Source organism: Collibacillus ludicampi (genome assembly GCF_023705585.1).
Classification (GTDB): Bacteria; Bacillota; Bacilli; order Tumebacillales; family BOQE01; genus Collibacillus; species Collibacillus ludicampi.
On record NZ_BOQE01000001.1, the window covers coordinates 510,017 to 535,321 of the forward strand.

The following is a 25,305-nucleotide window of genomic DNA, read 5'->3' on the forward strand; positions in this document are numbered from 1 at the left end:
ATCTGAAAAATTATTAATTTTGGTAGTTATGTTCAGTAATGTTTGTAAGCTCTTCTCTTTTATTAAAAGCAGCTCCTTTAGCCTGTGCACTTGTCTGCAAAACCAGCAGACGGCCTGTTGTACCGCCAACATTATTGAAACCTCTTAACACTCCAGGCGGAATCGTAATAACATCTAAAGGACCCACTGTAACTCTCTCTTCTCCGTTCGGACCCCAGAAGAATTCCCATAACCCTTCGAGCGGCATAAAAATTTCTTCTACTTCATGATCATGCAAAGCCGCTTGAGGACCGGGTTCAGCTTCAATGATCCCCAAAGAAATTCCACTGTCCATTAAGACCGGTGGAATTTTGGTATCCGTCGCGGCCAGCGTTCCAATATATCTGTAAGTGGCTTTTTTAAAATCCGGAAATGCATCCCAATTCGCTTTGACATCCTGCCGGCGAATCACTCGTTTATAGACCTCTTTTAACTCCATTTTCTATACCTCCATATTTTTTTGTTTTAATAAACTTTAATATTAGAGCAACTTCATCTTCATTTACATATTCATCACCCCCTTAAAATTTCTATTCAGAGTTCCCAAAATATCGGGAAGCTTTTTTAGCTATCTCACAGACTTTTTCCACATATTTATCGCGATTCTTGTAATATCTTTCATGAGGCAGACTCACACTATAAGCAGCAACTGGTTCTTTATTCGCATCAAAAACAGGGGCTGCAATACAACAAATGCCTTTTTTAAACCCCTCTTCATCCAAACTGTAACCGCGCTTCCGTATTTCATATAAATCCAGCATTAATTCATCCAAGTTTGAAGGGGTTGATTCTGTTAACTTCTCAAATGTTTTCCCCATAAAATACTGTTCGATTTTTGAATCCGGCCAGAATGCAATGATCGCTTTCGGTAAAGCTCTCGCATAGGGATAATCCTTATATCCTATATATAGCTTGTTTACTTTTATCGCTTGAGGACACTCAATAATATTTTGAATAATCACTTCGTTATTATGTTCTTTACCTAAATAGGCAGTTTCTAAAGTAATATCAGAGAGTTCTCGCAAAAAATTATTCAACATTGTATCAGGAGCCAAGGATTGTAAATAGGCGTTGTTTAAAAAAGGAATTCGATATCCCAGCAAATAGATATCATCCTTTGTTTTCATCACATACCCGAGATCTAACATCGTGTTTATCAGATGGTAAGTTGTACTTAAGTTTATCTTCAGTTCTATGCTAATATCTTTAATCAGCAATCCATTTGGATTTTTTCCAAGTAAGTCTAAAATTTTAAGCGCTTTCATTACAGACTTGATTTTTGTCCCGGATTTTTGCATTCCTATCACCTAAACACATTATATAAATTCATATTATTTGTATCAATAAAAAAATTTTCATAATATGAAATATGAGATTTTTTTATTCAAAATGATCATTTTCCATAATTCGTGGTACTAATCAATACAGTAGACAGCGAAATTAGAAAGTCTTTTCAAATAAAGCTAGAGAAAAAATCCCATAAGAAGTTACTCACTTCTTATGGGATAAATGAACGCAGCTCTCATCGCCAAGCTTATCAAAAACGGGCGATACAAGGATCCAATTTCCCGACTGATATCTATGAAGAACTCCCCGTAGCCATGGTGCAACGGAACCGTCTGAATGGGGAACTGAACCGTGTTAAAAGCCGTCATTATCTTACACTACAAAACGCCAAACTGTTCGTCACGCAAATCGGTAATAAACATATGTCCTGGCGCGTGGGTGATCATTAGTTCGGGCTTAACATGCATGGCAATAGCCTGGGGCGTCACACCGCATGCCCAGAAGACCGGAATTTCCCCCGCACGAATGGTCACGCGATCGCCAAAATCCGGTTTCTCAATATCCTTGATTCCAATCGACTCAGGATTTCCTATATGAATAGGTGCACCATGCACCGCAGGAAAACGGGAAGTGACTTGAACAGCTCGGACAACGTCCTTTTCCGGAATCGGCCGCATGCTGACGACCATAGGCCCCTCAAATGGCCCAGCCTTTACACAAGGGATATTGGTCTTATACATAGCTACATTTCGACCTTCTTCAATATGTCGGACAGAGATTCCATTGTTAACCAATGCTTGTTCAAACGTGAAACTACATCCAAGCAAAAAAGCTACCATATCGTCTTCCCAATAATTCAAAATATCAGTAACTTCTTCCGCTAATTGTCCATGTTTATAAATGCGATATTTAGGTAGATCTGTCCTTAAATCTGCTTCTGGAGCTACAAGCTTCGGAATTGGCAATCCAGGTTCAGTTACATCAAGAACCGGACAAGGCTTTGGATTACGTTGACAAAATAAAAGGAATTCAAATGCTAGATCCTTTTTTAAAACAACCAAATTTGCTTGCGTATAACCATTGGCCATTCCAGCGGTAGGACATGTTAACTGATTTTGACGAAAAAGCATACGAATTTCTGATGGTTTCATGTTCGAAAGTTCTTGCATAGTCTCTTCCTCCGTTCGTATATTCTATCCTAAACTCTAACTTGCACTGTTCCTCTCTATTAATCTAGCGCCTTCAGCTCTTTTCCTTTTGTTTCAGGCAATAGTAATATCGCGATTACGCACAGTAGATACGATGCTGGACCGAAAATGGTGATCGCTTGCCCCAATCCACCTAGGCTGGAACTTAAATATCCAATTAAAGCCGGACCTGAAGAAGCGATGGCACGCCCTCCATTATATACAAATCCTTGCGCTGCCCCTCGTACACGGCTAGGAAATAATTCAGCAAGGTAAGAACCAAAGCCACTGAATATACCGGAGGCGAAAAAACCTAAAGGTAAGGATAGCAAAATCAAAATGGAATTATTTTGGATTATATAAGTATACAGCAAAATAATAATAGCGGAACCGATTGAAAAAAACAGGAAGTTCTTACGTCGACCTAATTTATCATTCAGCCAACCCGATGTTAAATACCCAATAAATGAGCCAATAACAACCATCGCAAGATACGGGCCACTACCAACCGCTGTAAGATGTCTTACCTTTTGAAGATAGGTCGGTAAAAACGTAAAAATAGAATAATACCCGAACAGTGCTCCTGTACTGAGTAAAAGTCCGACTAACGTGCGTCCGATAAGATCAGGTGCCCAAAGTTGGAAAAAGGTAAGGGATATTATTTTTTGGCGTAGAGATTCTTTATTTTCCGTTTGAAACTTTTCTTGTTTAAGTTTTCGCTTCATCTCCATCGTCTGCAGCCAAATTTCAGGCTCCTTTACCTGACGGAGAATATAGAAAATAAATAAGGCAGGTAGTGCGCCGATTATAAACAAAATACGCCAGCCGTTTTCCCCGTGAGATATGGATGAAAAGATTAAATAGACAATTAAAGCTAATCCCCATCCTAACGCCCATGAACTTTGCACCCATCCTAACCAGCGTCCCCGCCTGTCGGCAGGAGCACTTTCAGATACCAATGCTGCACCAGCAGCCCATGCTCCTCCAAACCCTAATCCTTCCAAAGCACGGTATATAAACAGCTGTTGATAATTTGTAGCCAGACCGGTCAATCCGGTAAAAACAGCATAAAGAACAATTGTTATCGCTAACGTTCGTACTCGACCTATATAGTCGGATAATGTTCCGGCAAAAAGTCCTCCAAAAGCGGAAATAAACAAAGAAGCTGTGGCTAATAATCCTGCTTGACCCGTAGACAATTGAAAGGCTTTAATGATTAAGGCCAAGGAAAGAGTAAAAATCATATAGTCAAACCCATCAAGCATATACCCGATGAAAGCTGCATAAAGCGCTTTACGGGCTTGAATATTCACCTCATTTGACATTTAAAAGCCCCCCTGGAAATAATGTTTTTAAAACACTTCACGAAACCATCTTTGATGAGATACGGCTATCTATTACATATGTTAAACAGAGAAAAACACTTCATCAATATAATTTTTCATCAATACGAAATAAATAAAATAAATTTAAAACTACTAGTAGTAAACGCTTTTAAAGCACAATGGTTAAGTCACACGCTCGCGACTTTGGCTCAAATGGGTACGAGGGAGGATGGAATGACGGAAAGCCCCGAGAGAGCGGCTTTTTTATTTGTAAAAAAAAGCACACAAAGACACAGCTTTGCATGCGTTAGTTTCCAATGTATCTTGCGTATAAAGAGCGGGCAAGAACAGGGTCGTTCGTTCCTTGGACGAGAACCCTCCCGTCGGGAAAGATCACCAGACGGTACGAATCGACATAAAAACGCAACAGGAATCGATTTCGTTCAATCCTTCCTAGAGGTGAAAGCCGTTTGGCAAATGATTCAAGATCCAGTGTCACTTGACGTTGAGGCGAGATTTGAATCGTGTCTCGACCGCAAAGGCTTGTCACATCCGAATCTTGGTGCGGTTCGAGAAACTCAAATTGATGTTTTCCACAAGCGGGACAATCGGTACGTCTCGCATGAGTAACATCTACGTCAGCGATGTGGTGATCCCAGAGTGATACATTCAGCATCGATCGACGTAAATGTGCTTGATCGTCTATCAGGATTTTCATCGCTTCAACCGCTTGCAAAGAAGCGACGATATGAATCAAAGGCCCGATGACTCCGGCTGTATCACATGTCTGCGTACTTCCGGGGGCGGGCAAAGATTCGAACAAACAACGCAGACAAGGGGTTTTACCAGGGATGATGGTCATTGTCATGCCATGGGCGCTGACCCCGCCGCCATATACCCAAGGGATGTTGTGTTTCACACAAACATCGTTAATTAAGAAACGTACCTGAAAATTATCGGTGCCGTCTAGGATCAAGTCCATGTTTGCCAATAGTTCTTCCGCATTTCTCCACGTAAGATCGGTAATCACCGGATCAATTTCTACCCCTGAATTGATCGCCTGCAGCTTCTTGGCCGCTGCTGCCGCTTTGGGGAGACCTTCCTTGGCATCCGTTTCATCATAGAGCATCTGTCTTTGCAGATTACTCATTTCCACATAGTCGCGATCGATGATTCGGACAAAACCGACCCCTGCCCGCACCATATGATTCGCCAACACGGTACCAAGAGCTCCCATACCGACGACAGCTACACGGCTTTTTAACAAGCGCCGTTGACCTTCTTCTCCGATCGGGGGAAATAAAATTTGTCTTGAATATCGTTCCATGTCGATTTTCATATGGATATCGCCTCTCTACTCTTAGAACATCTTCACGCGCAATTCTGTCATTTGTTTGACCATCATCATTGGATAGGCTTCATATTCTAAAAGAATAACATAGGTAGGAGATGTATTCCATTCCCTGGTCTGCTAGAAAAGTCTGGAGGCAAAAGTGGCGATTACAAAACTTCACCCCAAAGAAGGCGGTACCTTCTTTGGGGCCCTTTTCCTCTCTAGGCTGTGGAAACCAGATCGCATTTGAAGTGCGAGACAATCTCGTGAATGTCACCACAACCAGAATAATGATCGGTTAGGGATAGAATTGAACGCCCATAGTATTATTTGAGCAATTTGATAATTTGTTTAAAATGGTCGCCTTCTGCAATTTTCATTAATTCGAATAGGACAGTTTCGACACTAGTCCATGCGACACCGGCCGATTTCATTTTTTCGAGCCCGATTTCTTTGTTTGCTAAAGTGCGTGAAGATACAGCATCCGTAACAACCTGAACCTCATACCCCATTTTTTTCAACCCAATGGACGTTTGATAAACACAGATATGGGTTTCAATTCCTGCAACCAGTAATTGTTGCCGTCCTGTCTCCTTTACAGCCTGGATAAATGTTTCGTTTTCGCATGCATTAAAAGAAATTTTTCGAATCGGTTTGATCCCTGTCAAATATTGTGCCACTTCCTCAATTGTTGATCCCAATCCCTCGGGATATTGTTCAACCCAAATGATGGGAACCCTAAGAATACGCAATCCTTGAATCAATTTTATCAAATTTTCTATTAAACTTTCGCTGTCATGTACAATTTTCGCCAATTTCCCTTGTACATCAACCAATACCAATAAGGCCTGTTCTTTACTAAGCATGCCCTCCCCCTCCCAAATTTGATGGAATTTAGAGTGATTCTAAACCGTTAAAGAATGACTCACTTACATTCTTGCTCGCAGAGCTCGTCATTGACACATGTTTCACATTCCTTGCAGGTTCCTTCTAATTTTGCAAAACACGCTAATTTCTGCAAAATATGTTCCTTTTTACTTTCAATATCATAATTTCGAACTGCTGACATTCGCATTGCTTCTGGCGATCCTCCACCATGGAGACTGATAAGTGCATAAAAGCCACCTTCCTTCGAGGCTGTCAGATCCTCGATAAACCGAGCCATTTTTATTCGCTCCTCCGCAGTTATACCATGCTTGCCAACTAAGTACTGATCAATCAATTCTCCAGCTTCCGGTATCGCAATATCTTCGGGAGTTGGAGCCGTTGCGACGATACCTCCACTAATTTCATGGGCAATACGGAAAATATCATAGACTTGCTCCGCTAACATCAGTTTTCCAATGTTGGACTGCACGGAATCCGGCACGACATTTCCGGCCACCGTTTTGCGTCCATAAACAGAAGCCGCGACTCCCGTGGCGTAAAACCCTTCGATCATTCGGATCAGTTCGCCCAGGTTTCTACGGATATGTGGAACATCCGTGTAAGAAAGACCATTATACTCGGCCATAAGCGCCGATGCCCCGATAATCATATCCCCCAATCCAGCACGGGCACCAATACAAGAATGTCGGTGATGATTAGCAAACGCCTCGGCCAATTTCCCAGTGTATTCCCATTCACCACATAGAAAAACCCTGTCCCAAGGAATAAATACATCGTTAAATATTACAAGAGCAGTGGATTGCCCAAAATTGGAGCTAAAAGGAGCTTCTGCGTCTTCTGGTCGTCCTGCGGGTTTTGCAATGATCTTTAAGCCGGGAGCGTCAACAGGAACGGCAAAAGACACGGCATAGTCCACATCTTCTTTCTGCATGGAACGGGTTGGCAAAACAATAAATTCATGGACATAAGGAGCACCAGTTATATTGGCTTTTGCCCCGCGAACAATAATTCCTTTCTGATTCTTTTCAACCACGCGCACGTACAAGTTTGGATCCGCTTGCTCATGAGGCCGTTTGCTTCTGTCCCCTTTTGCATCTGTAACAGCCGTTCCGCATGTCAGGTCATGTTTTTGAACATGCAGCAGATAATCCTTAAACACTGAAAAATAATCAGTTTTTTTATCCGCGTCTATCATCGCGGTGATTTCGGCCAATGCACCAAGTGCATCGTGCATGAGGTAACGTTGTCCACATCCAGTCCACTTACAAATCAATCGAACCATATCCAGTTTCTTCAACAAATCGTCTGTACTAAAGTCGAGGGCATTTAATCGATTTACCTTTGTTCCATCTTCCAGGGTAGCCAACATAATATCTTGATATTTCTTTTGATGTGCTAACTCATAGGTCACAGCTATAGCGTTAATACCCGGTTTAAACAAGGGTTCGTCTGCGACACTTCTAACTTTCTTCCCCTTCACTTGAATATCAGGATTATACTCTTTTAGGCTTAAAACATATTCCCTACCGGTCATGAGTTTCATGCTCATCTCTCCTCCTAGTCATGTCACATGGAACGAGCCCGTTTAAGATTGTGGCACTCAGAACTTGCAGGAGCACTTGTTTCATCTGGTCTGTTCTCTACTGATTAGTCAGTTGGCAAAAATATGAATCACACCACAAGTCAGAAGCCTCACCCCCTTTTATATACCGATTGTTTAGTTTAATTTTTCTCTAAATATAAAACTATTATGATTTATTGCAAAAGAGTCTTTAGTAAATCAATTCTCGTTGTAATATAACCCTCTAGGGTAAATTTTTTCGATAAGGACCACCGCCGAAAAGCCCACATTTGAGCCTGCACAAGAATGTCTTCTGCTAAAAGAGAAACACATTCGGGATCGATTTTAAAAAATCCACTATCAATGCCTTTCTTAATTTGGTTCTCAAGAAGGTTGCATAGCCTTTGTTCCCGACTGAGGAATGAGCTTCGGGCCGCTTTATCTAACGAAGCGGTTTCCTGATACATGAGAACAACATAATCCGAAAGTTGATCCACAATCCGATAAAGAGCGGTAACAAATTCAGAAATCGCTTTCATTGGATCGAGATCCTCTACTTCTACTGCATACAAAGCTTGTTCAATCATTGAATGAATATGGCAACAAACAAGATACAAAATGTCCTGCTTATTTTTTACATACTGAAACATAGTCCCCACATTCATTCCAGCTAAATCCGCTATTTCCTTGGTTGTTGTTGCGTGATAACCCTTTTCTGAAAAAATTTTTACTGCAGCATCAATAATTTCAGCCCTTCTCTTTTCAACCAACTCTGGATCTTTCACTGAGGTTTCTACTATATACTCTTCTGCGTATGTTCCGCTCAATGTATTCCCTCTTTTCTTTTCTGCTAGTTGAAGCTTTCAAGCTTTCCCAACTGACTAGTCAGCTGTTATATGGATTATACTAATGACTTTTGTTTTTTGTCAACGAAAATTTCAAATAACTAGAGTTTTTTAAATTCAACTACAACATCGATGTTAAATAAATACATGTTCACCTAGAGAGATGTTTTTTGTGAATAATGCCTCCCACATAAACGTCGTCCGCTGTTAGGAATTCTTTCAAACATTCGCGTTTAGTATGATAAAATACGGTTAATGAATTGAGCCATGATGCATACCAAGATGATAAAAAGGATGAACTCCAGTCAAAAGACTAGAGCTCATAAGCAGAGGAAATCGTTTTAGACATAATACTTTAAATATACGGATTCATAATACGGATTACTAGGATCCGGCGTGACGATCTCAATCATGTGACCATCCGGATCTTTAAAAAAGAGTTGCCGCAAGCCGCTCGGCGAGTGATCCAGCTCATACCAGGGCAGTCCTTCCTCTTCAATCTTTTTGATAATGTTCTCAAATTCTTCTATACTTTCCACGTAAAAGGCAAGGTGGGCATCTTGCGCTGAAATATCGGCTCGATCCACATGTTTTGAATCCCTTGCAGTCTTAATCACGTGAATCATTACGTCACCCAACTTGTACCAAATTCCCTCGAAGCTGAAGTCCGGCCGTGGGATTTGTGTCAATCCCAAGATTCGTCCGTAAAAATCCCTAGCTTTTTCAATGTCAGCCACCGATACGCTCACATGATCAATTTTTGCCAACTTCATACTCTCTTCCCCTTTCATCACCATTTTGCTTGGATTTCGGTAACCAACCGCCTGAGACTTCAAAACCAAGACTTGCCTTTCCTATGATTTCTAGACATTTGTCATTGTTCGGAGGCATCACCATCCCTGCGCGCGCATCGCGGTGAATTCGTTCCAGCGAATATTTTTTCATATAAGCCCGCCCGCCGCAGACGCGAATGGCCATATCGGTGACTTCCAAGGCCATTTCGGTGGCAAAGTATTTTGCGAGTGTAATCGGAACCACCCGGTCTTCTTCACTGCCATGATCCCTAACGTATGCGGCGTGCATCACTAATTGATTGGCAGCTTCAATTTTCACGGCCATTTCGGCAACTCTTTGTTGAATATTCGGATAATGACTGATCGGATGTGGATCCGGTTTAAAGGTGGTATTTTTTGCGTAATGCGTCGTAAAGTCAAAGGCAGCTTCCGCCAACCCGGTATAGACGGCTGCAAACCCAAAAGCATAGACGTCCGTTACATTTTTTCGAAGCGCATCCCCAGGGGATCCAATCGCGTTTCGTTCTTCCACAAAACACTCATTAAAATGAACGGTGTTGCTGGCAGTTCCCCGCATCCCCATAGCGTCCCATGTTTCTTCCACAGTGACGCCGGCGCTCTCGCGAGGAATCATGAGCATAATGGCGCCATCTTCCATCGATTCTGCTCCATCAAGAAAACATAACGTATTATAATAATCGGCAGCGGAACTTAACGATGCAAAGTATTTCGTACCGGAAACCACATAGCCGCCTGGCACCTTCCGAGCGATTGTACTCGGTTTGAATGCTCCCCTAAGGCTGCTCGAAGGTTCACTCGTGACGGACGCAAAAAGTTTTCCATGTGTGAAGACTTCCGAGAAAAACCGTTTCTTTTGCTCGCCACTCGCCATTTCGTTTAAAATGTGAATGACTGAACAATGCATGTTAAACGTATTCGCGGTGGCTCCATCGCCTTTTGCGATTTCCTTTAAAACTTGCGCCAACAAAAGCGAATCCGCTCCGAATCCGCCGTATTCCTCGGGAATGACCAAACTCAGAATCCCGTATTCCTGCAGGTCTTTGTAATTCTCGTAGGGAAAACAGTTTTCCTTGTCGTACTTGCCGGCGCGGGATGCAAAGTTGTCGATCGCCAAACGTTTGATAATACTGATAATTTCCTGGGAACTTCTTTTTTGAAGCTTTACTGCCATGTTGAACCCTCCTGTGTTGATCAATCTTGTTGCACTCAGATAAAAGCGGGTATTCGCCTTTACAAAGTGGTTTGTTATCGATCAAAAGCAATATTCATGCCAAGGCTAACAACCCAAAGCGTAAGAAATGTAGAGCTATTCTCCTCTTTTATTGGTGAAATTTATCACCACCCAAACTCGTATTGGTGCAAAAAAACACCTCTTTTAAAAACCTTGAGTTTTCAAAAGAGGTGTCACTATTTTCGGAAAAACCGTTTTCCTAGAATGGACTTATAATCGATTTCAAGGTGCCGAATTTTTCTGACCAGTGTAGAATGATCGACTTTTAAAAGCTGTGACGCTTGACGAATCGACCGGCATTTCTCTAGCGTCTTGATAATTAACTGTTTCTCATAGTGTTTTACCGCAGTGGTCAGCGACGGTGTTTCCCACAGTGAATCCGGAGAAGCGGGACTCATACGCAAGAATTCGGGGAGATCTTCTAAGGTGATCTCTTTTTTGGTGGTGATAACCACTAATCGTTCAATCATATTCTTTAGTTCCCGTACGTTCCCCGGCCAGTGATAATTCATAAACTTATCGAAAACCACCGGGCTCATTTCAACCTCCCGGTTATAAATTCTTCCGAATTCGTTTAGAAATTGAGAAATCAACAGCGGAATGTCCTCTTTTCGTTCCCGGAGAGGAGGAATGGTAAAAGGAACAACATGTAACCGGTAATAGAGATCTTCGCGGAACAATCCTTCGGCAACCATCTTCTCCAAAGAACGATTGGTGGCGGCAATTACCCGGACGTCGACGTGGATCGTTTGTCTTGCCCCGATTCTCTGGATTTCTTTTTCTTGCAACACGCGGAGCAGCTTGGCCTGCATATTTAAAGGGAGTTCCCCGATTTCATCCAAAAATATTGTTCCTTTGTCCGCCGCTTCAAACAGCCCCGCCTTCGAGCTTTGCGCTCCAGTAAAAGCGCCTTTTTCATATCCGAATAGTTCTGACTCAATTAAGTTTTCCGGTAAGACGGAGCAGTTCACTTTTATATAAGGTTGTGAACTGCGGGGACTCATGCGGTGAATCCAATTAGCCAAGACTTCCTTTCCCACTCCGGATTCGCCCAGAATCAGTACGGTGGAATGGGTGGAAGCCACACGTTTTGCAGTTTCAAAGAGATGGACCATTGCTTGGCTCCTCGTAACCGGCGCGTTATCCAGCGTCTGAAGCTGCTCCTGTAGCTTCTTGATTTCCATCTCATAGTGATTGATTAACTCGCTCTTTTTTTCTATCTCTTTTTGAAGCTCGGTAAGCTGAGTGATATCTCGCACATTGCAGACAACGCGGGACAGCTTATGGTTCTCATCAAAAACGGGAACACCGGTTACCAGCAATTGCTTGCCGCCCATTTTATTGATGATCGTCACTGGTTTCTGGGTCTCTATAACACCTGGAATCGCCGAGTGCGATAACACACCTGCTTCAATTAATTCCTGCGCACTCCTTCCAAGCACATTTTTTGCTTTAACACCAGAAAGTCGTTCGTACGCCTCGTTGACCAATATTGTTTTTCCTTCGCCGTCAGCCACCCAAATCCCGTCAAAGCAAGAATTAAAGATTTCTTCCCATTCATGTTCCTTCAATTGAAAAGAATGCTCTCTCACTTCTGCATCATTCATCCCCATTCCCTTACTTTCAGCCATAACGTATAGCACAATCATGAGTGTGCCGAAAATCTAGTGTCTGATGTGCGAAATAGAACGCCAAGATACGATGCTTGCTATTTCTTCGATGATTTTATTGATTCAAATATACACCAAATGGTTTGAAAATGCACCATTATTCGAAAAAGTAAGTTTATCAATCATCAAGAAAAACGGGCGAATAAGCTTATGGTTGGCACTGCTCACAATTTTTTAACGTTGGTACGGTTCTTGCTTGAATTATGTAAGTAAAAACTATCCAAGCAACTGACGGGAGCACCTTCTAATGTGTTGGAAGGAGGAGCATTGAATTAAATATTGAAAGCGCTTACTGTCTTACAAATTAAAAATCACCAGAGGAGGAATTAGAAATGTCAGATGTCCAAATCGCAGCACCGGAAGGAAACTTGAAGTACAATTCAGACTTCATCAAAAACGATTCCGGAAAAAATGAAGCTAAATGGAGCCAAATCGCGTCATCACCCGAGTTTCAGTCCTTGCTTGCCAGAAAGAAAAGATTTATTATTCCGGGAATTTTGTTCTTTATGGTGTTTTATTTTCTGCTACCTTTTTCGACTTCCTTTTACACGTTTCTAAACAAGCCAGCCATGGGTTCATTAAGTTGGGCTTTTGTCTATGGACTCGCGCAGTTCATAATGGTATGGTTCATGGCCCTGCTTTATATGAAAAAGGCGAACCGATTTGATCAGGATTCGAAAAGAATTCGCGAAATTTACAAAAAAATGGAGGAGTCATCCCGATGAACGCGATTGCTTTGTTATTTTTTGTACTCGTCCTTGCAATGACTTTCGTTATCACTTGGTGGGCTTCCAGAAGAAACAAAAGCATCAGTCAATTTTACACGGCGGGAGGAGGAATTACCGCGGGGCAGAACGGCTGGGCAATAGCAGGCGATTATCTGAGTGGGGCGTCCCTGCTTGGGATCGTGGGAGCCATCTCCTTGAACGGGTTTTCGGGCTTTTACTATTCAATCGGTTTTTTGGTCGCCTATTTGGTTGTTTTGTATATCGTGGCAGAACCATTGCGCAATTTGGGTAAATTTACATTGGCCGATGCTCTGACATCCCGTTTTAATGTCCAATCAGTCAGAGCCGCCGCCGCACTCAATACAATTGTGATTTCCACATTTTATCTGATCACACAGATAGTAGGTGCCGGTACGATCATTAAATTGCTTCTAGGCTGGGATTTCACAACTTCGGTGATTGTAATCGGCATCCTTATGACAGTTTACGTGACCTTTGGCGGAATGTTGGCCACAACATGGGTACAGGTGATAAAAGCGGTTTTGCTTGTATTTGGCTCGCTGGTTTTGACTCTCATGGTTTTATACCGGTTTCATTTCAATCCGATGTTATTCTTTGATACCGTAAAAGAAAAACTGGGGAACCAACTATTGCTTCCCCCTCCGCCGTCGACGCTGGTTGCCGGCCTTGACACTCTCTCGTTTAACCTGGCTCTTGTCCTTGGAACTGCCGGTCTACCTCACATTCTCATTCGTTTTTTTACAGTGCCTGATGCACCAGCCGCGCGTAAATCAGTTGTATATGCCACGTTTATTATCGGTTCTTTCTACTTGATGACTCCTATATTGGGTTATGGCGCCGCTCTTTTGGTGGGAAAAGAAGCGATCGTACAAGCGAACGCGGCTGGAAATCTAGCTGCCCCTTTGCTAGGGAGATTCCTTGGCGGAGATATTTTTATGGCGTTCATTCTAGTGATAGCTTTTATCTCCATATTAGCTGTCATAGCCGGTCTCGTAATTGCGGCCACTTCCGCTTTTGCGCATGATTTTTACTCGCATGTTTTTCGCAAAGGGATGATCTCTGAAAAAGAACAGATTCGTGTAGCCCGTTACGCTTCGGTCGTCATGTCTTTATTGGCCATATTGTTGGCGTCGGGTCTACAAAAAGTGAACATCGCCTATCTGGTGAGTCTGACGTTTAGTGTGGCAGCTTCCGCAAACCTGCCTGTAATTATGCTGACCCTGTTCTGGAGGAACTTCAATACCCGGGGCGCTGTTTGGGGAATGGTCGGAGGGCTTGTATCCACGATTGGCTTACTTCTAATCAGCCCGAATGTTATGGGCAAAAGCTCAGCCATCTTCCCATTATCGAACACAGCGTTGGTCTCGGTACCGCTGGGGTTCTTGTTCGCCTATCTGGGAACTAAACTCTCGGCACAAAAAGAGGACGGCAACTTTGAGGAAATTCTTGTCCGCGCAAATACGGGCATCAACGCATCCGAAGCCCGTTAGTTTATCAGGGCGCTCCACGTGGGGCGTCTTTTTGTTTGCAAGCACTAGTTTTCAAGATTGAGCTTTTATTTTAGTATTCGGGATAAGAAGGTTATCATAATTTCATCGAATATTCATTTTCGATGGGTATGATAGAGATGTCATGTTTCAAAAGGTTGGCGCCAAGGTCAACCTAGTTTTTCTAAGAAATAAATCATTAATAGAGAAAAAACACAACATAAGAGGTGGAGTATGCGCGGGATTCGTATCTTTTCAATAGGATCACTTCTCGTTTCTCTCGTATGTATAATTGGTTTCATATGGGCGTATCTCGATCAAAAGATGCCTCATACGGCTGTTACCACTGCCCAGATTCCGCAGACAGCGACCGAAAAGAACGAAATGAAGGTTGTTGCCCTTGGTGACTCATTGACACGGGGTTATGGTGATGCGAGTGGAAAAGGATATGTCGGAGATGTTATCGATCAACTTCGAACGCATTCGCATTCATCGATCAGCCTGAGCAATCTGGCGATCAACGGCCAAACTTCTCGACAGCTTCTCCAACAATTGGGACAAAAGGAAGTCCTTCGACAAATTCAACAAGCCGATGTGATTTTGATGACGATTGGCGGGAATGACCTGAATCAACAAGGTCGAACCATAAACGATTTGAATTCGTCTCACATTCAAGAAATTCTTTCTTCTTACAAAGACAATCTATCACACATTTTGCAACAGATTCGGTCGGTCAATCCTCATGCTACCCTCTATTTTGTCGGTTTGTATAACCCGTACATGGACGTAACGGACGCGAATTCGATTTCACAAATCGTGCGTCAATGGAATCATGAAACGGCCGATTTGATCGCCGGTTACTCGAATACGGTTTTTGTTCCTACATTCGATCTGTTCCAGTTACATGAAGATCAGTATTTATACGTGGATCATTTTCATCCGAATACCAAGGGATATCAACGCATAGCGGATCGTATTACACCCTTGTTGATTCCATAAGTGAGGAGGGATATCATTGGAAATCACGATGGCCGTGAAAGGTCTCAAGAAAATCATCGGACGTAAAGAAATTATTAAAGGCATCGACTTCGAAGTGAGAAAAGGTGAAGTGTTTGGATTTTTAGGCCCTAATGGAGCGGGAAAAACCACGACCATTCGGATGCTAGTGGGATTGATCCGGCCGTCTGCGGGGGAAGTAGAGATTTGTGGATATAATCTGTCTACTCATTTTCCTGAAGCCATGCGGCATTTAGGGTGTATTGTGGAAAATCCTGAGCTCTATCCGTATTTGACCGGTTGGGAAAATTTACAGTTGTTTGCTCGCATGGTTCCAGGGATCACAGAATCTCGTCTGACGGAAGTAGCGGAATTGGTCGGACTCGACAAACGGATTCACGATAAGGTTAAAACGTATTCTCTCGGAATGCGTCAACGATTAGGGATTGCACAAGCCCTGTTAGGAAAACCGAAAATCCTGATTCTCGATGAGCCTACCAATGGACTGGATCCGGCAGGGATTCGCGAAATGCGAGAATTCATTCGATTTTTAGCGGGAGAGGGGTTGAGTGTGTTTGTCTCGAGTCATTTATTGAGTGAGATCCAGCTCATGTGCGATCGCGTGGCGATTATCTCGAAAGGAACGATAAAACGCGTGGATACCGTGGAGAATCTGTTGGCTGAAAGGGAACGGCTCGTATGGCGAGTCCACCCATTGGAGAAGGCACGTGAGGTGTTAAGCGAATTTACAGAGGTGCACCTCGGGGAAGATCAAACATTATGGACGCCTTATTTGGCGGATCAAGTCACACGATGGAACAAAAAGCTGAACAGTGAAAATGTCGATATTTTCGAGATGAGACGGCAGTCTCCAACGCTTGAAGATCTGTATTTGGAGCTGACAGGAGGTGAAACGATTGATTAACTTAATTGAAAACGAAATGTTAAAGCTGGTTCGCAAGAAACGATTTTTGGTTGTCACGCTGGTCGTTCTCGTCATTATCTCGATATTCACGTACGCGCAATATCGAACGACCCAAACGGCGATCCAAAGATCGGGAACGACCGATTGGCGAACGATTCTACAACAGCAAATAGTCGATGCCCAAAATCGCATGTCGAATTCAAGGAGTTCGAATGATATGCGTCAGGCGTTGAAAATCCGTATAGCCCAGGAGCAGTACTATTTGGATCATAATATCAATCCGAATGCGCCGGGTGCACCAACCTTCATGCGAACCTTTGGCGGACAATCTGTATCCTTGCTTCTTCCCCTTCTCATTATGGTAGCCACATCCGATATTGTCTCTTCAGAGTACAGTGGAGGCACGATCAAAATGTTGTTAACTCGCCCGGTTCGAAGGTGGAAAATTCTATTAAGCAAGTATATCGCCATGATTCTTTCTGTGTCGGCGATCGTCTTTCTTGTAGTTGCTGCCTCCTATCTGATTCCTGGGTTTATTTTTGGTTATGACGGGTGGACCATGCCGGTATTAAGCGGTTTTTCCGTATCTTCGGGAGACCTCAATACGTCGAATGTTCATCTCATGCCGCAGTGGCAATATCTGATCATGGAATATGGATTGGTCTGGTTTGTCTGTGTGGTCGTAGGAACCTTATCCTTTATGGTTTCGGTTTTGATTCGCAGTACGGCCGCAGGTATGGGCGTGATGTTGGCTTCGCTTATCAGTGGGGCTGTATTGAGCAACATGGTCTCCAGTTGGGAATCCGCGAAATATTTGTTTATGATCAATTTGTCCCTACCCAACTATTTAAGTGGATCGGCTCCGCCCGTCGATGGCATGACACTGGGCTTTTCCATCGCCGTATTGGCGGTTTGGGGATTCGCTGGGATCCTGGTTTCTTTTTGGGTTTTCCTAAGACGAGATGTTTATTAAAAAAGCTGTCGGCGAACCGACAGCTTTTAGTTTATGATTCCGGCATTGGGCGTAGTCTAAAGGAGATGTTTGCCGTGCATCTATTTATGAATCGATATCGTAGCATTCATCCCCGGTACCCAATCGTCGGGATAATTGCTCATTGAGATGCGTACCGGTATGCGCTGAACCACTTTCGTATAGTTTCCGCTTGCATTCTGCTGCGGGAGAAGTGAAAACGTCGAATTTGTCGCTAAACCGATTTGCTCCACTTTTCCCTTCACGGTGGTGCCCGGATCCGCATCGACTGTGATATCCACGTCCGCTCCAGTCTTCACATCCTGGATTCTTGATTCTTCGATGTTTGTGAGAATATACAGCTTCGATAGATCTGTCATGGTCGCTATGGACTGTCCGGGTGCCACCACCTGACCGTTTACCGCGCTGCTTTGTATGATTTTTCCGTTGATCGGTGCCGTAATATTGCCACGATCCCCCATACCCTCGATCCGACCGACAACGTCCCCTTGATTGAAGTTTTGTCCGATCGCTCCTTTCCAATCTGTCAACTTGCCGGGAACTGCGGCAGACAAGGGAACAAGATCCCCCCATACTTTCGCATCGTCAGTCTTCACATAGTTTAGATTCTGAAATAAATAGTAATAAAGCGCACGGCCGGCCGCAACGAAAACAAGAATTCCAAGAAAATTAAACAAGAACAAGCGAGCTGTTTTCATGTTCGCCTCCCATTCCTTCCATGAGTTATTTATGTATTTTGACGGTTGCGTTCATTCCCGGCACGACATACTTTCCTTGAAAACTATCAATGCTGATGCGCACGGGTACTCGTTGAACGACTCTCCCTGGGCTTACAGATGAAGATAGAGAGGCAGCGGGTGATAAAACATTCCCTGCCACATCATCAATTCGGGATACCGTACCGCTGAATTTCATTCCCGGGTAGGCATCGAGATACACATCGGCGGTATTACCGGTTTTTACATCTTTGATCAACTCTTCATCAATATAGGAAAGAATATATTGTTTTGTCAGATCCGCCACCATGGCCAATGGTTGCCCCTGTGAGACTACTTGTCCGGGAATGGCCGCCGTTTCCAAAATGGTGCCGCTCACAGGTGTCACGATATCGGTGGACGCTGGAGATGTAGCAGTATCCGTTCCCGGTGCAGGCGATGCGGGAGATGTTCCCCGCCTTGTGGCCGTTATACTAGCCGAATAACGGGTTTGCATGGGGGAAGCCTCTTGTGTCCCCAAGACATCCCCTGCGTGTACACGGTCTCCCGTATGGACGAGCCAATCGGTCAATTTGCTCGTCTGTGTCGGGATGATCGACACCCAATCGGCCGCCACTCTTGCATTATCTGTGGTGACATAATTCATGTTCTGGTACATCACATATGCCGCCCACGAACCCCCGACGATCAAAATGAGAATCAAAAGAACATTGGCGATCAGGATGCGCTTCAAGCTTCTCCCTTCCCTTCAATTTCAAAATTCCTACGCTTAGTATTCAAAATGATGATCATTTTATCCCAGAAGATACATACTAAAGAGCATCAGACTTGAAATGGGAAAGGAGAATGTGCATGGCCTCCGGACAACGAACGGAACTGCAGAAACATCAGGAGAATTTCTGGCCGGCACTGATCGCGATCATCTTCGGCGCTTTTATGGCCATTCTGAGCAACACGTTAGTGAATGTGGCGCTGCCCAGTTTAATGAATGATTTTAATACGGACCTTACGACTGTCCAGTGGGTTCTGACCGGATTCATGCTCGCTTCCGGATCCATTATTCCGGTCACCGGTTATTTGGGTGACCGATTCAGCAACAAAAGGGTTTATTTATTGTCTATTGCCGGTTTTACGCTCTTTTCCGCATGTTGCGCCTTTTCTCCGAGTATTTCGATTCTCATTGTTTTTCGCGTTCTTCAGGGGCTGTTTGGAGGGATGGTGATGCCCTTAAGTATGGCGATCGTCTATCAGATCGTTCCGCTTGAGAAGCGAGGACTCGCCTTGGGCGTATGGGGGATTGCCGCGATGGCCGCTCCAGCGATCGGTCCAACATTAAGCGGTTGGATCATACAGCATGCAAGTTGGCGTTGGTTGTTTCTCGTGAACGTTCCGGTGGGGATCAGCGCTCTTTTTGTCGGGATTCGCTTACTTCCCTATTACCGGCTCAACAAGCCGCAAACACTCGACATGTTTGGACTCATTACCGCCGTTACCAGCAGTTTTTGCTTCCTGCTCGCGTTTAGTGAAGGACAGACATGGGGATGGAAGTCTATACCGATTGTCGGCTTGCTGTTTATCGCCGTCATCAGTCTCCTGCTTTTTATTTGGCGGGAACTATCGATCGACGATCCTCTGCTAGATTTGCGCATTTTCAAGAAGTTTCGCTTTACAATCAGTGTCCTCACTTCCAGTCTGATTACGGTCGGCTTGTTCTCAGGTATGTTTTTGACACCCGTATTTCTGCAAAACATCCAACAGGCGCAACCGATCGATGTCGGCTTGATTTTGCTTCCCGCCGCCCTGATCATGGCACTTTTCATGCCTGTCAGCGGATTTCTCTTCGATCGCATCGGCGCCCGTTTTCTCGTTCCCATCGGTATCTTCTTTCTCGTATACGGTACGTATCATATGAGTAAATTGACCATGGATACCCCTCATTCTTATATCACCTTCTGGATGGCTGTGAGAAACATCGGTATCTCACTTTCCATGATGCCTGCCACCACCGCGGGGATGAATGCCGTCCCCGTCGCATTGGCGGGGAGGGCTTCTTCCATCAACAACTGGATCCGACAAGTGCTGGCCTCCTTCAGTATCGCGATCTTCACTGCGTTACTGAACCATCGGCAAGCCTATCATGCTTCTGTATTGAGCGATCAAGTTCAGCCGTTCTCCCTTCCCGTACAGGAGTGGTTGTTAGCAGCGGGTCAAATGGCAGGGCGGATCGGACAGGGTGTGACGGAAAAAACGGCTGCCCTTCTCCAATTGTTTATGAGAACACAAATGGAGTCGTTCACCTTGGGATTTAATGACGTATATTTCGTTTCCCTGTGGGTGATCGCGATCGCGTTACCTTTAGGATTTTGGCTAGGAGGACGCGCGAAAAAGAAAACATCATGAAAAAAGAGCCTGTGAAGAAACACATTCATTCACAGGCTTACTTCACGAAAGAAGGACGCGCGAACAAGTTTTCGTAGATCCATTCTTTGATCGTTTTGGCGCATGCAAATAAGTCTGTCGAATCGACTTGGATAAAGGATACATCATACTTTTGCAGCGAGTGTTTGTAACGGGGATCATAATAATGTACCAGAAGAAGACCGACGAAGTCCGCGTATTGTCGTTCTTCAATGTATTGCCAAGCGAGAGAACGATTTTGTGGCGAGAGCTTCTTTTCGATGGCGCGAAACGATTGCGACACTTTTTCATGAAAATCGTCCGTCCCGACCAAATATTGTTTCAATATCCTCTCAATCCGTATATGCAAGGGTGCATGGAGCATAAAGTGTATTCCCTCATTCCGTTTTTCCAAAAGAAAATCAGGAAGATTGACTCTCCCGATGCGCTTGCTTTCCGCTTCCATGATGATATAGGGTTGATTTTGCAAACGTTCCAATTCCTCCACCACCAACGATTCAAACAAACGTTGATTATTCGGTTTCATTCCAAGATGGCCGAAAGTGGAGCCGCGGTGTCCTGCGAGTGCTTCCAGATCGATGACGGGCTCTCCTGCCGCATGTAAAAGGCCAAGGATCTCAGTTTTTCCGACACCCGTCATCCCATGCAGCGTAACAAGGCGAGCCTTCAATTCATAATTTCCCAAACGCTCGACCACATCGCTGCGGTACTGCCTGTAACCGCCGATCAACCGATAGCAAGGAATCCCCATCAAATCGGCAACCGTAGCCACGCTCTTGCTGCGCATACCGCCCCGCCAGCAAAAGATCACTGGTTTTCGTTCATCCGCATATTTTCTAATTTGGGAAATAAGATCAGGCAATTTGCGCGAAGCGATCTGAAGTCCCAGTTCCTTCGCCTGTTCCCGGCCGACCTTCTTGTATGTCGTTCCCACTTCGGCCCGCTCTTCATCATTGAAAAGGGGAACATTCACTGCCCCTGGAATGGTCGATTCTTCATATTCACTCGGTGAACGGACATCGATAAAAACAACATCTTTATTTTTGCGAACATCTTTATAATAAACATCTTCAAACATCTTCGTTCATCCTTTACGCAAAATACGAAGCGATTTCACCCATGATTGTCTTTCCCGGATCTGTCTGATATTGTGCCTGACAGTCTTCAATAAACGCATCAAAAGACCCTGGAGGAATCTCGACAGCGATCTGTGCCTGTGGATCCGTCTCATCCTCTTTATAATGAATCATCAGTTGTTCGGGCTGTTGCGACAGATCGTTCCAATGCTCTCTGCGAAATAATATATCGAAACCGCGTCCTTGATGACGCACACCTATGACGATCGCCGGTTCATTGCCCATTCTTGCCAACGCCCAGCGAATCGAAAGCCCCGTATACGCCTCCCCCATCGACAACCATTTTTCGATCATCCCTGCCACTTGCGGGATATGAACATGCAGCGTATCTTGGTCCAAGCGAACCGTTTTGGGGTGTGTCAGCATACGTCGCTCCCTCCTGTTTCTCTAATAAGGATGTCCATTTATTCTTTGATTCAGTATAATGAAAGATAAAGCGAGATGGAATACTTCGAAACAAAAAGAGGTGAATCCGTTGGTAAAGCGTTCCCGTACGCATTCATCCGTCCATTCTCCATCTTCCCATGATACCGAGAAGAAACACACGCTTGCTGATGCGCTTTCCGCTTCTGTATTGCAAAAGTTAAAACAGACGAAGGAGGAATTGGAAGCGGAAGAAGCGCGAAAAAAAGAAGAGTTACGCAAACAAGAGGAAGAAAGACAACGTTTGGAAAAGAAGCGTTTAGAAAATGACTTTCAGTACTTGCTTGAAAATAGTAACCTGGATTGGAGAAAATTTAAATAAATATCATGAGGTGATCCCATGGAAGACTGTATTTTCTGCAAGATCGTCAGAGGGGAACTTCCTTCGAAAAAAGTGTACGAAGATGAACATGTCGTCGCTTTTCACGACATTCAACCTGTCGCACCCGTACATATTCTTACCATTCCGAAAAAGCACATCTCATCACTGATGTCGATCACTCCTGAAGATAAGGAATTGATCGGGCATCTTCATCTGGCTCTGCAGGAAGTAGCAAAGATCGTCGGAGTAGAGCAAGACGGGTTCCGTATCATTACAAACGTGGGTACCCACGGGCAACAAACGGTTCACCATATCCATTATCATTTGATCGGTGGCCGTCAATTAAAGTGGACGATGTGAACAAACGAAGGGCCCCATATGGGCCCTTTTTTCGTTTCGATGATTCAACACATGCTTATCTATCGAATGTTCAATTTGTACAGCGTCTGTTGCAGTTCACGAGACATTTGAAGCAAATGCTGGGTTTTTCGTGAAATTTCTTCGATATGTTCCGTTTGTTCCGCTGTCGCCGCGGCTACTTCCTGACCCGTCGCCATCGCCTCTTCTGCCACTGCCGCGATGTGATGGGACTGATCGATCACGACTTCCATTTCACGCACTTGGTTTTCGACCAAATCTTCGATTTCATGTACCGATTGGCGCATGGCCGACATTTTGGCTTCCGTCTCCGCCAGAACGCGATTCACTTCGTCCCCTTTTTCGCATTCCTGATGAGCTTGTTCATATTGTTCCCTCATCTGTGAAACGACTTCCAAAACCGCTTTTTGAATATGTTGGATGCGTTCATGGATATCTTCCGCCGCTCGTCCGCTTTGTTCCGCGAGTGTTCTCACCTCATTGGCGACAACGGCAAACCCCCGCCCTACTTCGCCAGCCCTGGCAGACTCGATCGACGCATTCAGTGCCAACAGATGGGTCTGTTTGGCGATATTTCGCACCACATCGGAGATCTGGCCAATCTCTTTGCTATGGTTTTCGAGAAGCTCCACCTGTGTCATGGAAACGCTCGATACTTCCGCAATCTTACGCAATCCTTGCACCATACCGCTGATGATGTTTCCCGAATCATGAATCGTTTCCGTCAGCGCTTCTGCTTGTGCAACACCGTCCTTCGCAGTGGAAGCGATGTTCCTTGCCAAGACGATATTCCGATCCATGGCCGTCGCCTGTTCCTGCGTGGCGATCGCTTGCTGTTCGCTCCCTTTTGCCACTTCTTCCACTGCAGTAGCCACATTCCTTGCCGTACTGGCCACGCGTTCAGAAGCTTTCGTCAAATCATCGATCGTTTCACTCACAACCAGCGAATGATGTTCCAATTCTTCCGCCAAGAGCCTTAAACTTTGCAACATGCCCGCGAAAGCTTCAAGGACGTCGCCGACCTCGTCTTTCGTACGGACCGTTGGGACTTCCACTTTCAAGTTACCCGCGCCTACCTGCTTCGCCACATCCGCCAATGCCCGTAACGGTTTGATGAGATATCTCACAGCGAGCCAACCGAGAATCCCCTGCCAGATCACGCCGGCCAACAGTGTTAAAATGACCACGCGGGATAATGAGAGAACGGCTTGTCCGTCAATGTAATGGGCCGCACCGATGATGATCACCGCACTGCAGGTGTATGTAATGAGTGAAACCAGAAGAAAACCGAGCAGCCATTTTCTTTGCATACCCCATCGATAGCGTGTGACCTGTACTTCCTGCATGATACACCCTCCCCATACTTCACCCTTTTGATTCAAATACATTTGAATGATCTCACAATGATATTAACATTAGTTTCATAGGGAGGTAAATATATGTGTTATTCGGCTTCGGTGATAGCATTCCCTATGTTACAATAAATCGGGTAAAACAAAAGAGGTGATCGAGATGGATCGATTATATAGTCAAATGAGTAAGGAAGAACTGCAAGACGTCATGCGAGAACTGAAAGAAGAAGCGATTGCTTTATTTGAGAAAGGGTTGCTTTCTGAAGTCATGGTCTTGCGAACGAAATATTATTTGGCCGCTTCCTATCTGATGGATCCGGAAAGCATCGAAGTGGGAGGCGTCTATTACGTGGAAGGGCTTCCTGAGGACACAAGATTTACCGTGACGAAGGTCGACGGGGTCATGGCACACGGAAACTTGTCTTCTTCGCCAGAACCGCAAGCGTTCCCGATCGCGATGCTTTCGAAAGAACCGACGGATATTGAACCGTAGAAAGAATCTCCGCGAAAACCCACCGAGCGGGCCTGCCAAACCTCACACGGTGGGTTTTCGATAAAAAGCGTTTCCCGAAAGAATAGCTTTTATTGCCTAAAAATAATATTCAATTCAATGGTTAAATCATCAAAAATGCCAACTTTTACAGTATCGTCTTTTCCGTAAGAGCCGATCAATTCATACTTTCCACTTTCATTTAAAACAAACACATCCACGAGTTCATTCATGGGATCCACAATCCAATATTCCTTTACTCCCGCTCGTTCATACAGTTTGTATTTTAACCAACGGTCCTGTTTTCCGGTGGCAGGGGAAAGTACTTCAACGATGAGATCTGGAGTGCCCTTACATCCCCTTTCATCCAGTTTGTCCTTATCGCAAACAACTGTTATATCGGGCTGAATCACATTGATTACTTGATCATCTTCTTTATTTTCAGCAAATAAACGAACGTCAAAAGGTGCAGGATAAGCACGACAATCCTTGTTCCTTAGATAATTTCTAAACTCAGCAAATAATTCTCCCGTGACCTCTTGATGTTTTCTGGAAGGGGCAGGACTCATCGCATACGGGACACCGTTAATTAATTCGTATCGTTCCTCTTCAGGCCACTTTAAATAATCCTGATACGTATATTTCCGTTCTGGTTCAAGAGTTGGAATCGTCATGCTATTCACCTACTACCACTTTTTCATCATTGTAACAGAAAATGAGGAAGTCATTCCAAACGGTTTC

26 protein-coding genes are annotated in these 25,305 nt (G+C 44.3%); 9 read left to right on the forward strand and 17 right to left on the reverse strand.

The features are described from left to right. Positions 1–13 precede the first annotated feature (13 nt). The 11 genes from DNHGIG_RS02715 to DNHGIG_RS02765 form a co-directional block, all read right to left on the reverse strand. Complete coding sequence (locus DNHGIG_RS02715; RefSeq protein WP_282198218.1) at positions 14–478, reverse strand: cupin domain-containing protein; 465 nt, start codon at positions 476–478, stop codon at positions 14–16. Positions 479–569: 91 nt separating this feature from the next. Then, positions 570–1,337, reverse strand: a complete 768-nt coding sequence (locus DNHGIG_RS02720) for an IclR family transcriptional regulator (RefSeq protein WP_282198219.1) — start codon at positions 1,335–1,337, stop codon at positions 570–572. Between the two features lie 366 nt (positions 1,338–1,703). Next, positions 1,704–2,495 carry a putative hydro-lyase gene (locus DNHGIG_RS02725; protein ID WP_282198220.1) on the reverse strand — a complete coding sequence of 264 codons (792 nt, stop codon included), beginning with the start codon at positions 2,493–2,495 and terminating at the stop codon, positions 1,704–1,706. Positions 2,496–2,554: 59 nt separating this feature from the next. Continuing rightward, on the reverse strand, positions 2,555–3,838 hold the full coding sequence (locus DNHGIG_RS02730; RefSeq protein WP_282198221.1) for an MFS transporter: 1,284 nt from the start codon (positions 3,836–3,838) through the stop codon (positions 2,555–2,557). Positions 3,839–4,145: 307 nt separating this feature from the next. Further along, positions 4,146–5,177 carry a ThiF family adenylyltransferase gene (locus DNHGIG_RS02735; RefSeq protein WP_439647722.1) on the reverse strand — a complete coding sequence of 344 codons (1,032 nt, stop codon included), beginning with the start codon at positions 5,175–5,177 and terminating at the stop codon, positions 4,146–4,148. Positions 5,178–5,497: 320 nt separating this feature from the next. Further along, on the reverse strand, positions 5,498–6,037 hold the full coding sequence (locus DNHGIG_RS02740; protein WP_282198222.1) for a hydrolase: 540 nt from the start codon (positions 6,035–6,037) through the stop codon (positions 5,498–5,500). A gap of 59 nt (positions 6,038–6,096) precedes the next feature. Continuing rightward, positions 6,097–7,602 (reverse strand): 4-hydroxyphenylacetate 3-hydroxylase family protein, encoded by a 1,506-nt coding sequence (locus DNHGIG_RS02745; RefSeq protein ID WP_282198223.1) that lies wholly within the window; start codon positions 7,600–7,602, stop codon positions 6,097–6,099. A 212-nt stretch (positions 7,603–7,814) separates the two neighbouring features. Continuing rightward, the gene (locus DNHGIG_RS02750; protein ID WP_282198224.1) at positions 7,815–8,447 is read right to left on the reverse strand and encodes a TetR/AcrR family transcriptional regulator; all 633 of its coding nucleotides are present in this window, start codon (positions 8,445–8,447) and stop codon (positions 7,815–7,817) included. 359 nt (positions 8,448–8,806) lie between these two features. After that, positions 8,807–9,238: a VOC family protein gene (locus DNHGIG_RS02755; RefSeq protein WP_282198225.1), complete on the reverse strand. Its 432-nt coding sequence runs from the start codon at positions 9,236–9,238 to the stop codon at positions 8,807–8,809. After that, positions 9,219–10,451 carry an acyl-CoA dehydrogenase family protein gene (locus DNHGIG_RS02760; protein WP_282198226.1) on the reverse strand — a complete coding sequence of 411 codons (1,233 nt, stop codon included), beginning with the start codon at positions 10,449–10,451 and terminating at the stop codon, positions 9,219–9,221. The genes DNHGIG_RS02755 and DNHGIG_RS02760 overlap by 20 nt, the downstream gene beginning before the upstream one ends. A 236-nt stretch (positions 10,452–10,687) precedes the next feature. Next, entirely contained in the window at positions 10,688–12,118 is a 1,431-nt protein-coding gene (locus DNHGIG_RS02765; RefSeq protein ID WP_282198227.1) for a sigma-54 interaction domain-containing protein, read from the reverse strand. 395 nt (positions 12,119–12,513) lie between these two features. Between DNHGIG_RS02765 and DNHGIG_RS02770 the strand changes: the two genes are divergently transcribed. From DNHGIG_RS02770 to DNHGIG_RS02790, 5 genes are all read left to right on the forward strand, one after another. Then, on the forward strand, positions 12,514–12,906 hold the full coding sequence (locus DNHGIG_RS02770; protein ID WP_282198228.1) for a DUF485 domain-containing protein: 393 nt from the start codon (positions 12,514–12,516) through the stop codon (positions 12,904–12,906). Continuing rightward, a complete protein-coding gene (locus DNHGIG_RS02775) occupies positions 12,903–14,420 on the forward strand; it encodes a solute symporter family protein (protein WP_282198229.1) in 1,518 nt (505 codons plus the stop codon). Before DNHGIG_RS02770 ends, DNHGIG_RS02775 begins: the two co-directional genes overlap by 4 nt. A 231-nt stretch (positions 14,421–14,651) precedes the next feature. Beyond that, a complete protein-coding gene (locus DNHGIG_RS02780; RefSeq protein WP_282198230.1) occupies positions 14,652–15,416 on the forward strand; it encodes an SGNH/GDSL hydrolase family protein in 765 nt (254 codons plus the stop codon). Positions 15,417–15,426: 10 nt separating this feature from the next. Continuing rightward, positions 15,427–16,338 carry an ABC transporter ATP-binding protein gene (locus tag DNHGIG_RS02785; protein ID WP_282201333.1) on the forward strand — a complete coding sequence of 304 codons (912 nt, stop codon included), beginning with the start codon at positions 15,427–15,429 and terminating at the stop codon, positions 16,336–16,338. Continuing rightward, a complete protein-coding gene (locus tag DNHGIG_RS02790) occupies positions 16,331–17,311 on the forward strand; it encodes a DUF2705 family protein (RefSeq protein ID WP_282198231.1) in 981 nt (326 codons plus the stop codon). The genes DNHGIG_RS02785 and DNHGIG_RS02790 overlap by 8 nt, the downstream gene beginning before the upstream one ends. An 80-nt stretch (positions 17,312–17,391) precedes the next feature. Here the strand turns inward: DNHGIG_RS02790 and DNHGIG_RS02795 are convergent, their stop codons facing one another. Together DNHGIG_RS02795 and DNHGIG_RS02800 are read right to left on the reverse strand one after the other, a co-directional pair. Further along, positions 17,392–18,027 carry an HlyD family secretion protein gene (locus tag DNHGIG_RS02795; RefSeq protein WP_282198232.1) on the reverse strand — a complete coding sequence of 212 codons (636 nt, stop codon included), beginning with the start codon at positions 18,025–18,027 and terminating at the stop codon, positions 17,392–17,394. Between the two features lie 25 nt (positions 18,028–18,052). Then, positions 18,053–18,778: an HlyD family secretion protein gene (locus DNHGIG_RS02800; protein ID WP_282198233.1), complete on the reverse strand. Its 726-nt coding sequence runs from the start codon at positions 18,776–18,778 to the stop codon at positions 18,053–18,055. Between the two features lie 119 nt (positions 18,779–18,897). On the opposite strand from DNHGIG_RS02800, the gene DNHGIG_RS02805 reads away from it, so the two are divergent. Then, complete coding sequence (locus DNHGIG_RS02805; RefSeq protein ID WP_282198234.1) at positions 18,898–20,445, forward strand: DHA2 family efflux MFS transporter permease subunit; 1,548 nt, start codon at positions 18,898–18,900, stop codon at positions 20,443–20,445. 37 nt (positions 20,446–20,482) lie between these two features. On the opposite strand, the gene mnmH is transcribed toward DNHGIG_RS02805, so the two are convergent. Continuing rightward, on the reverse strand, positions 20,483–21,541 hold the full coding sequence (gene mnmH / locus DNHGIG_RS02810; RefSeq protein WP_282198235.1) for a tRNA 2-selenouridine(34) synthase MnmH: 1,059 nt from the start codon (positions 21,539–21,541) through the stop codon (positions 20,483–20,485). Between the two features lie 13 nt (positions 21,542–21,554). After that, positions 21,555–21,965, reverse strand: coding sequence for a hypothetical protein (locus DNHGIG_RS02815; protein WP_282198236.1), 411 nt, complete (start codon positions 21,963–21,965; stop codon positions 21,555–21,557). Between the two features lie 100 nt (positions 21,966–22,065). Here DNHGIG_RS02815 and DNHGIG_RS02820 point away from each other — a divergent pair, with 100 nt between their 5' ends. After that, complete coding sequence (locus DNHGIG_RS02820) at positions 22,066–22,344, forward strand: YqkE family protein (protein WP_439647761.1); 279 nt, start codon at positions 22,066–22,068, stop codon at positions 22,342–22,344. 18 nt (positions 22,345–22,362) lie between these two features. After that, a complete protein-coding gene (locus tag DNHGIG_RS02825; protein WP_282198238.1) occupies positions 22,363–22,704 on the forward strand; it encodes a histidine triad nucleotide-binding protein in 342 nt (113 codons plus the stop codon). Positions 22,705–22,763: 59 nt separating this feature from the next. Here the strand turns inward: DNHGIG_RS02825 and DNHGIG_RS02830 are convergent, their stop codons facing one another. Then, complete coding sequence (locus DNHGIG_RS02830) at positions 22,764–24,068, reverse strand: methyl-accepting chemotaxis protein (RefSeq protein ID WP_282198239.1); 1,305 nt, start codon at positions 24,066–24,068, stop codon at positions 22,764–22,766. 166 nt (positions 24,069–24,234) lie between these two features. Between DNHGIG_RS02830 and DNHGIG_RS02835 the strand changes: the two genes are divergently transcribed. Continuing rightward, positions 24,235–24,567 (forward strand): DUF1811 family protein, encoded by a 333-nt coding sequence (locus DNHGIG_RS02835; protein ID WP_282198240.1) that lies wholly within the window; start codon positions 24,235–24,237, stop codon positions 24,565–24,567. Between the two features lie 89 nt (positions 24,568–24,656). Here DNHGIG_RS02835 and DNHGIG_RS02840 read toward each other — a convergent pair whose 3' ends face one another. Continuing rightward, positions 24,657–25,238, reverse strand: coding sequence for a Uma2 family endonuclease (locus tag DNHGIG_RS02840; protein ID WP_282198241.1), 582 nt, complete (start codon positions 25,236–25,238; stop codon positions 24,657–24,659). Positions 25,239–25,305 lie beyond the last annotated feature (67 nt).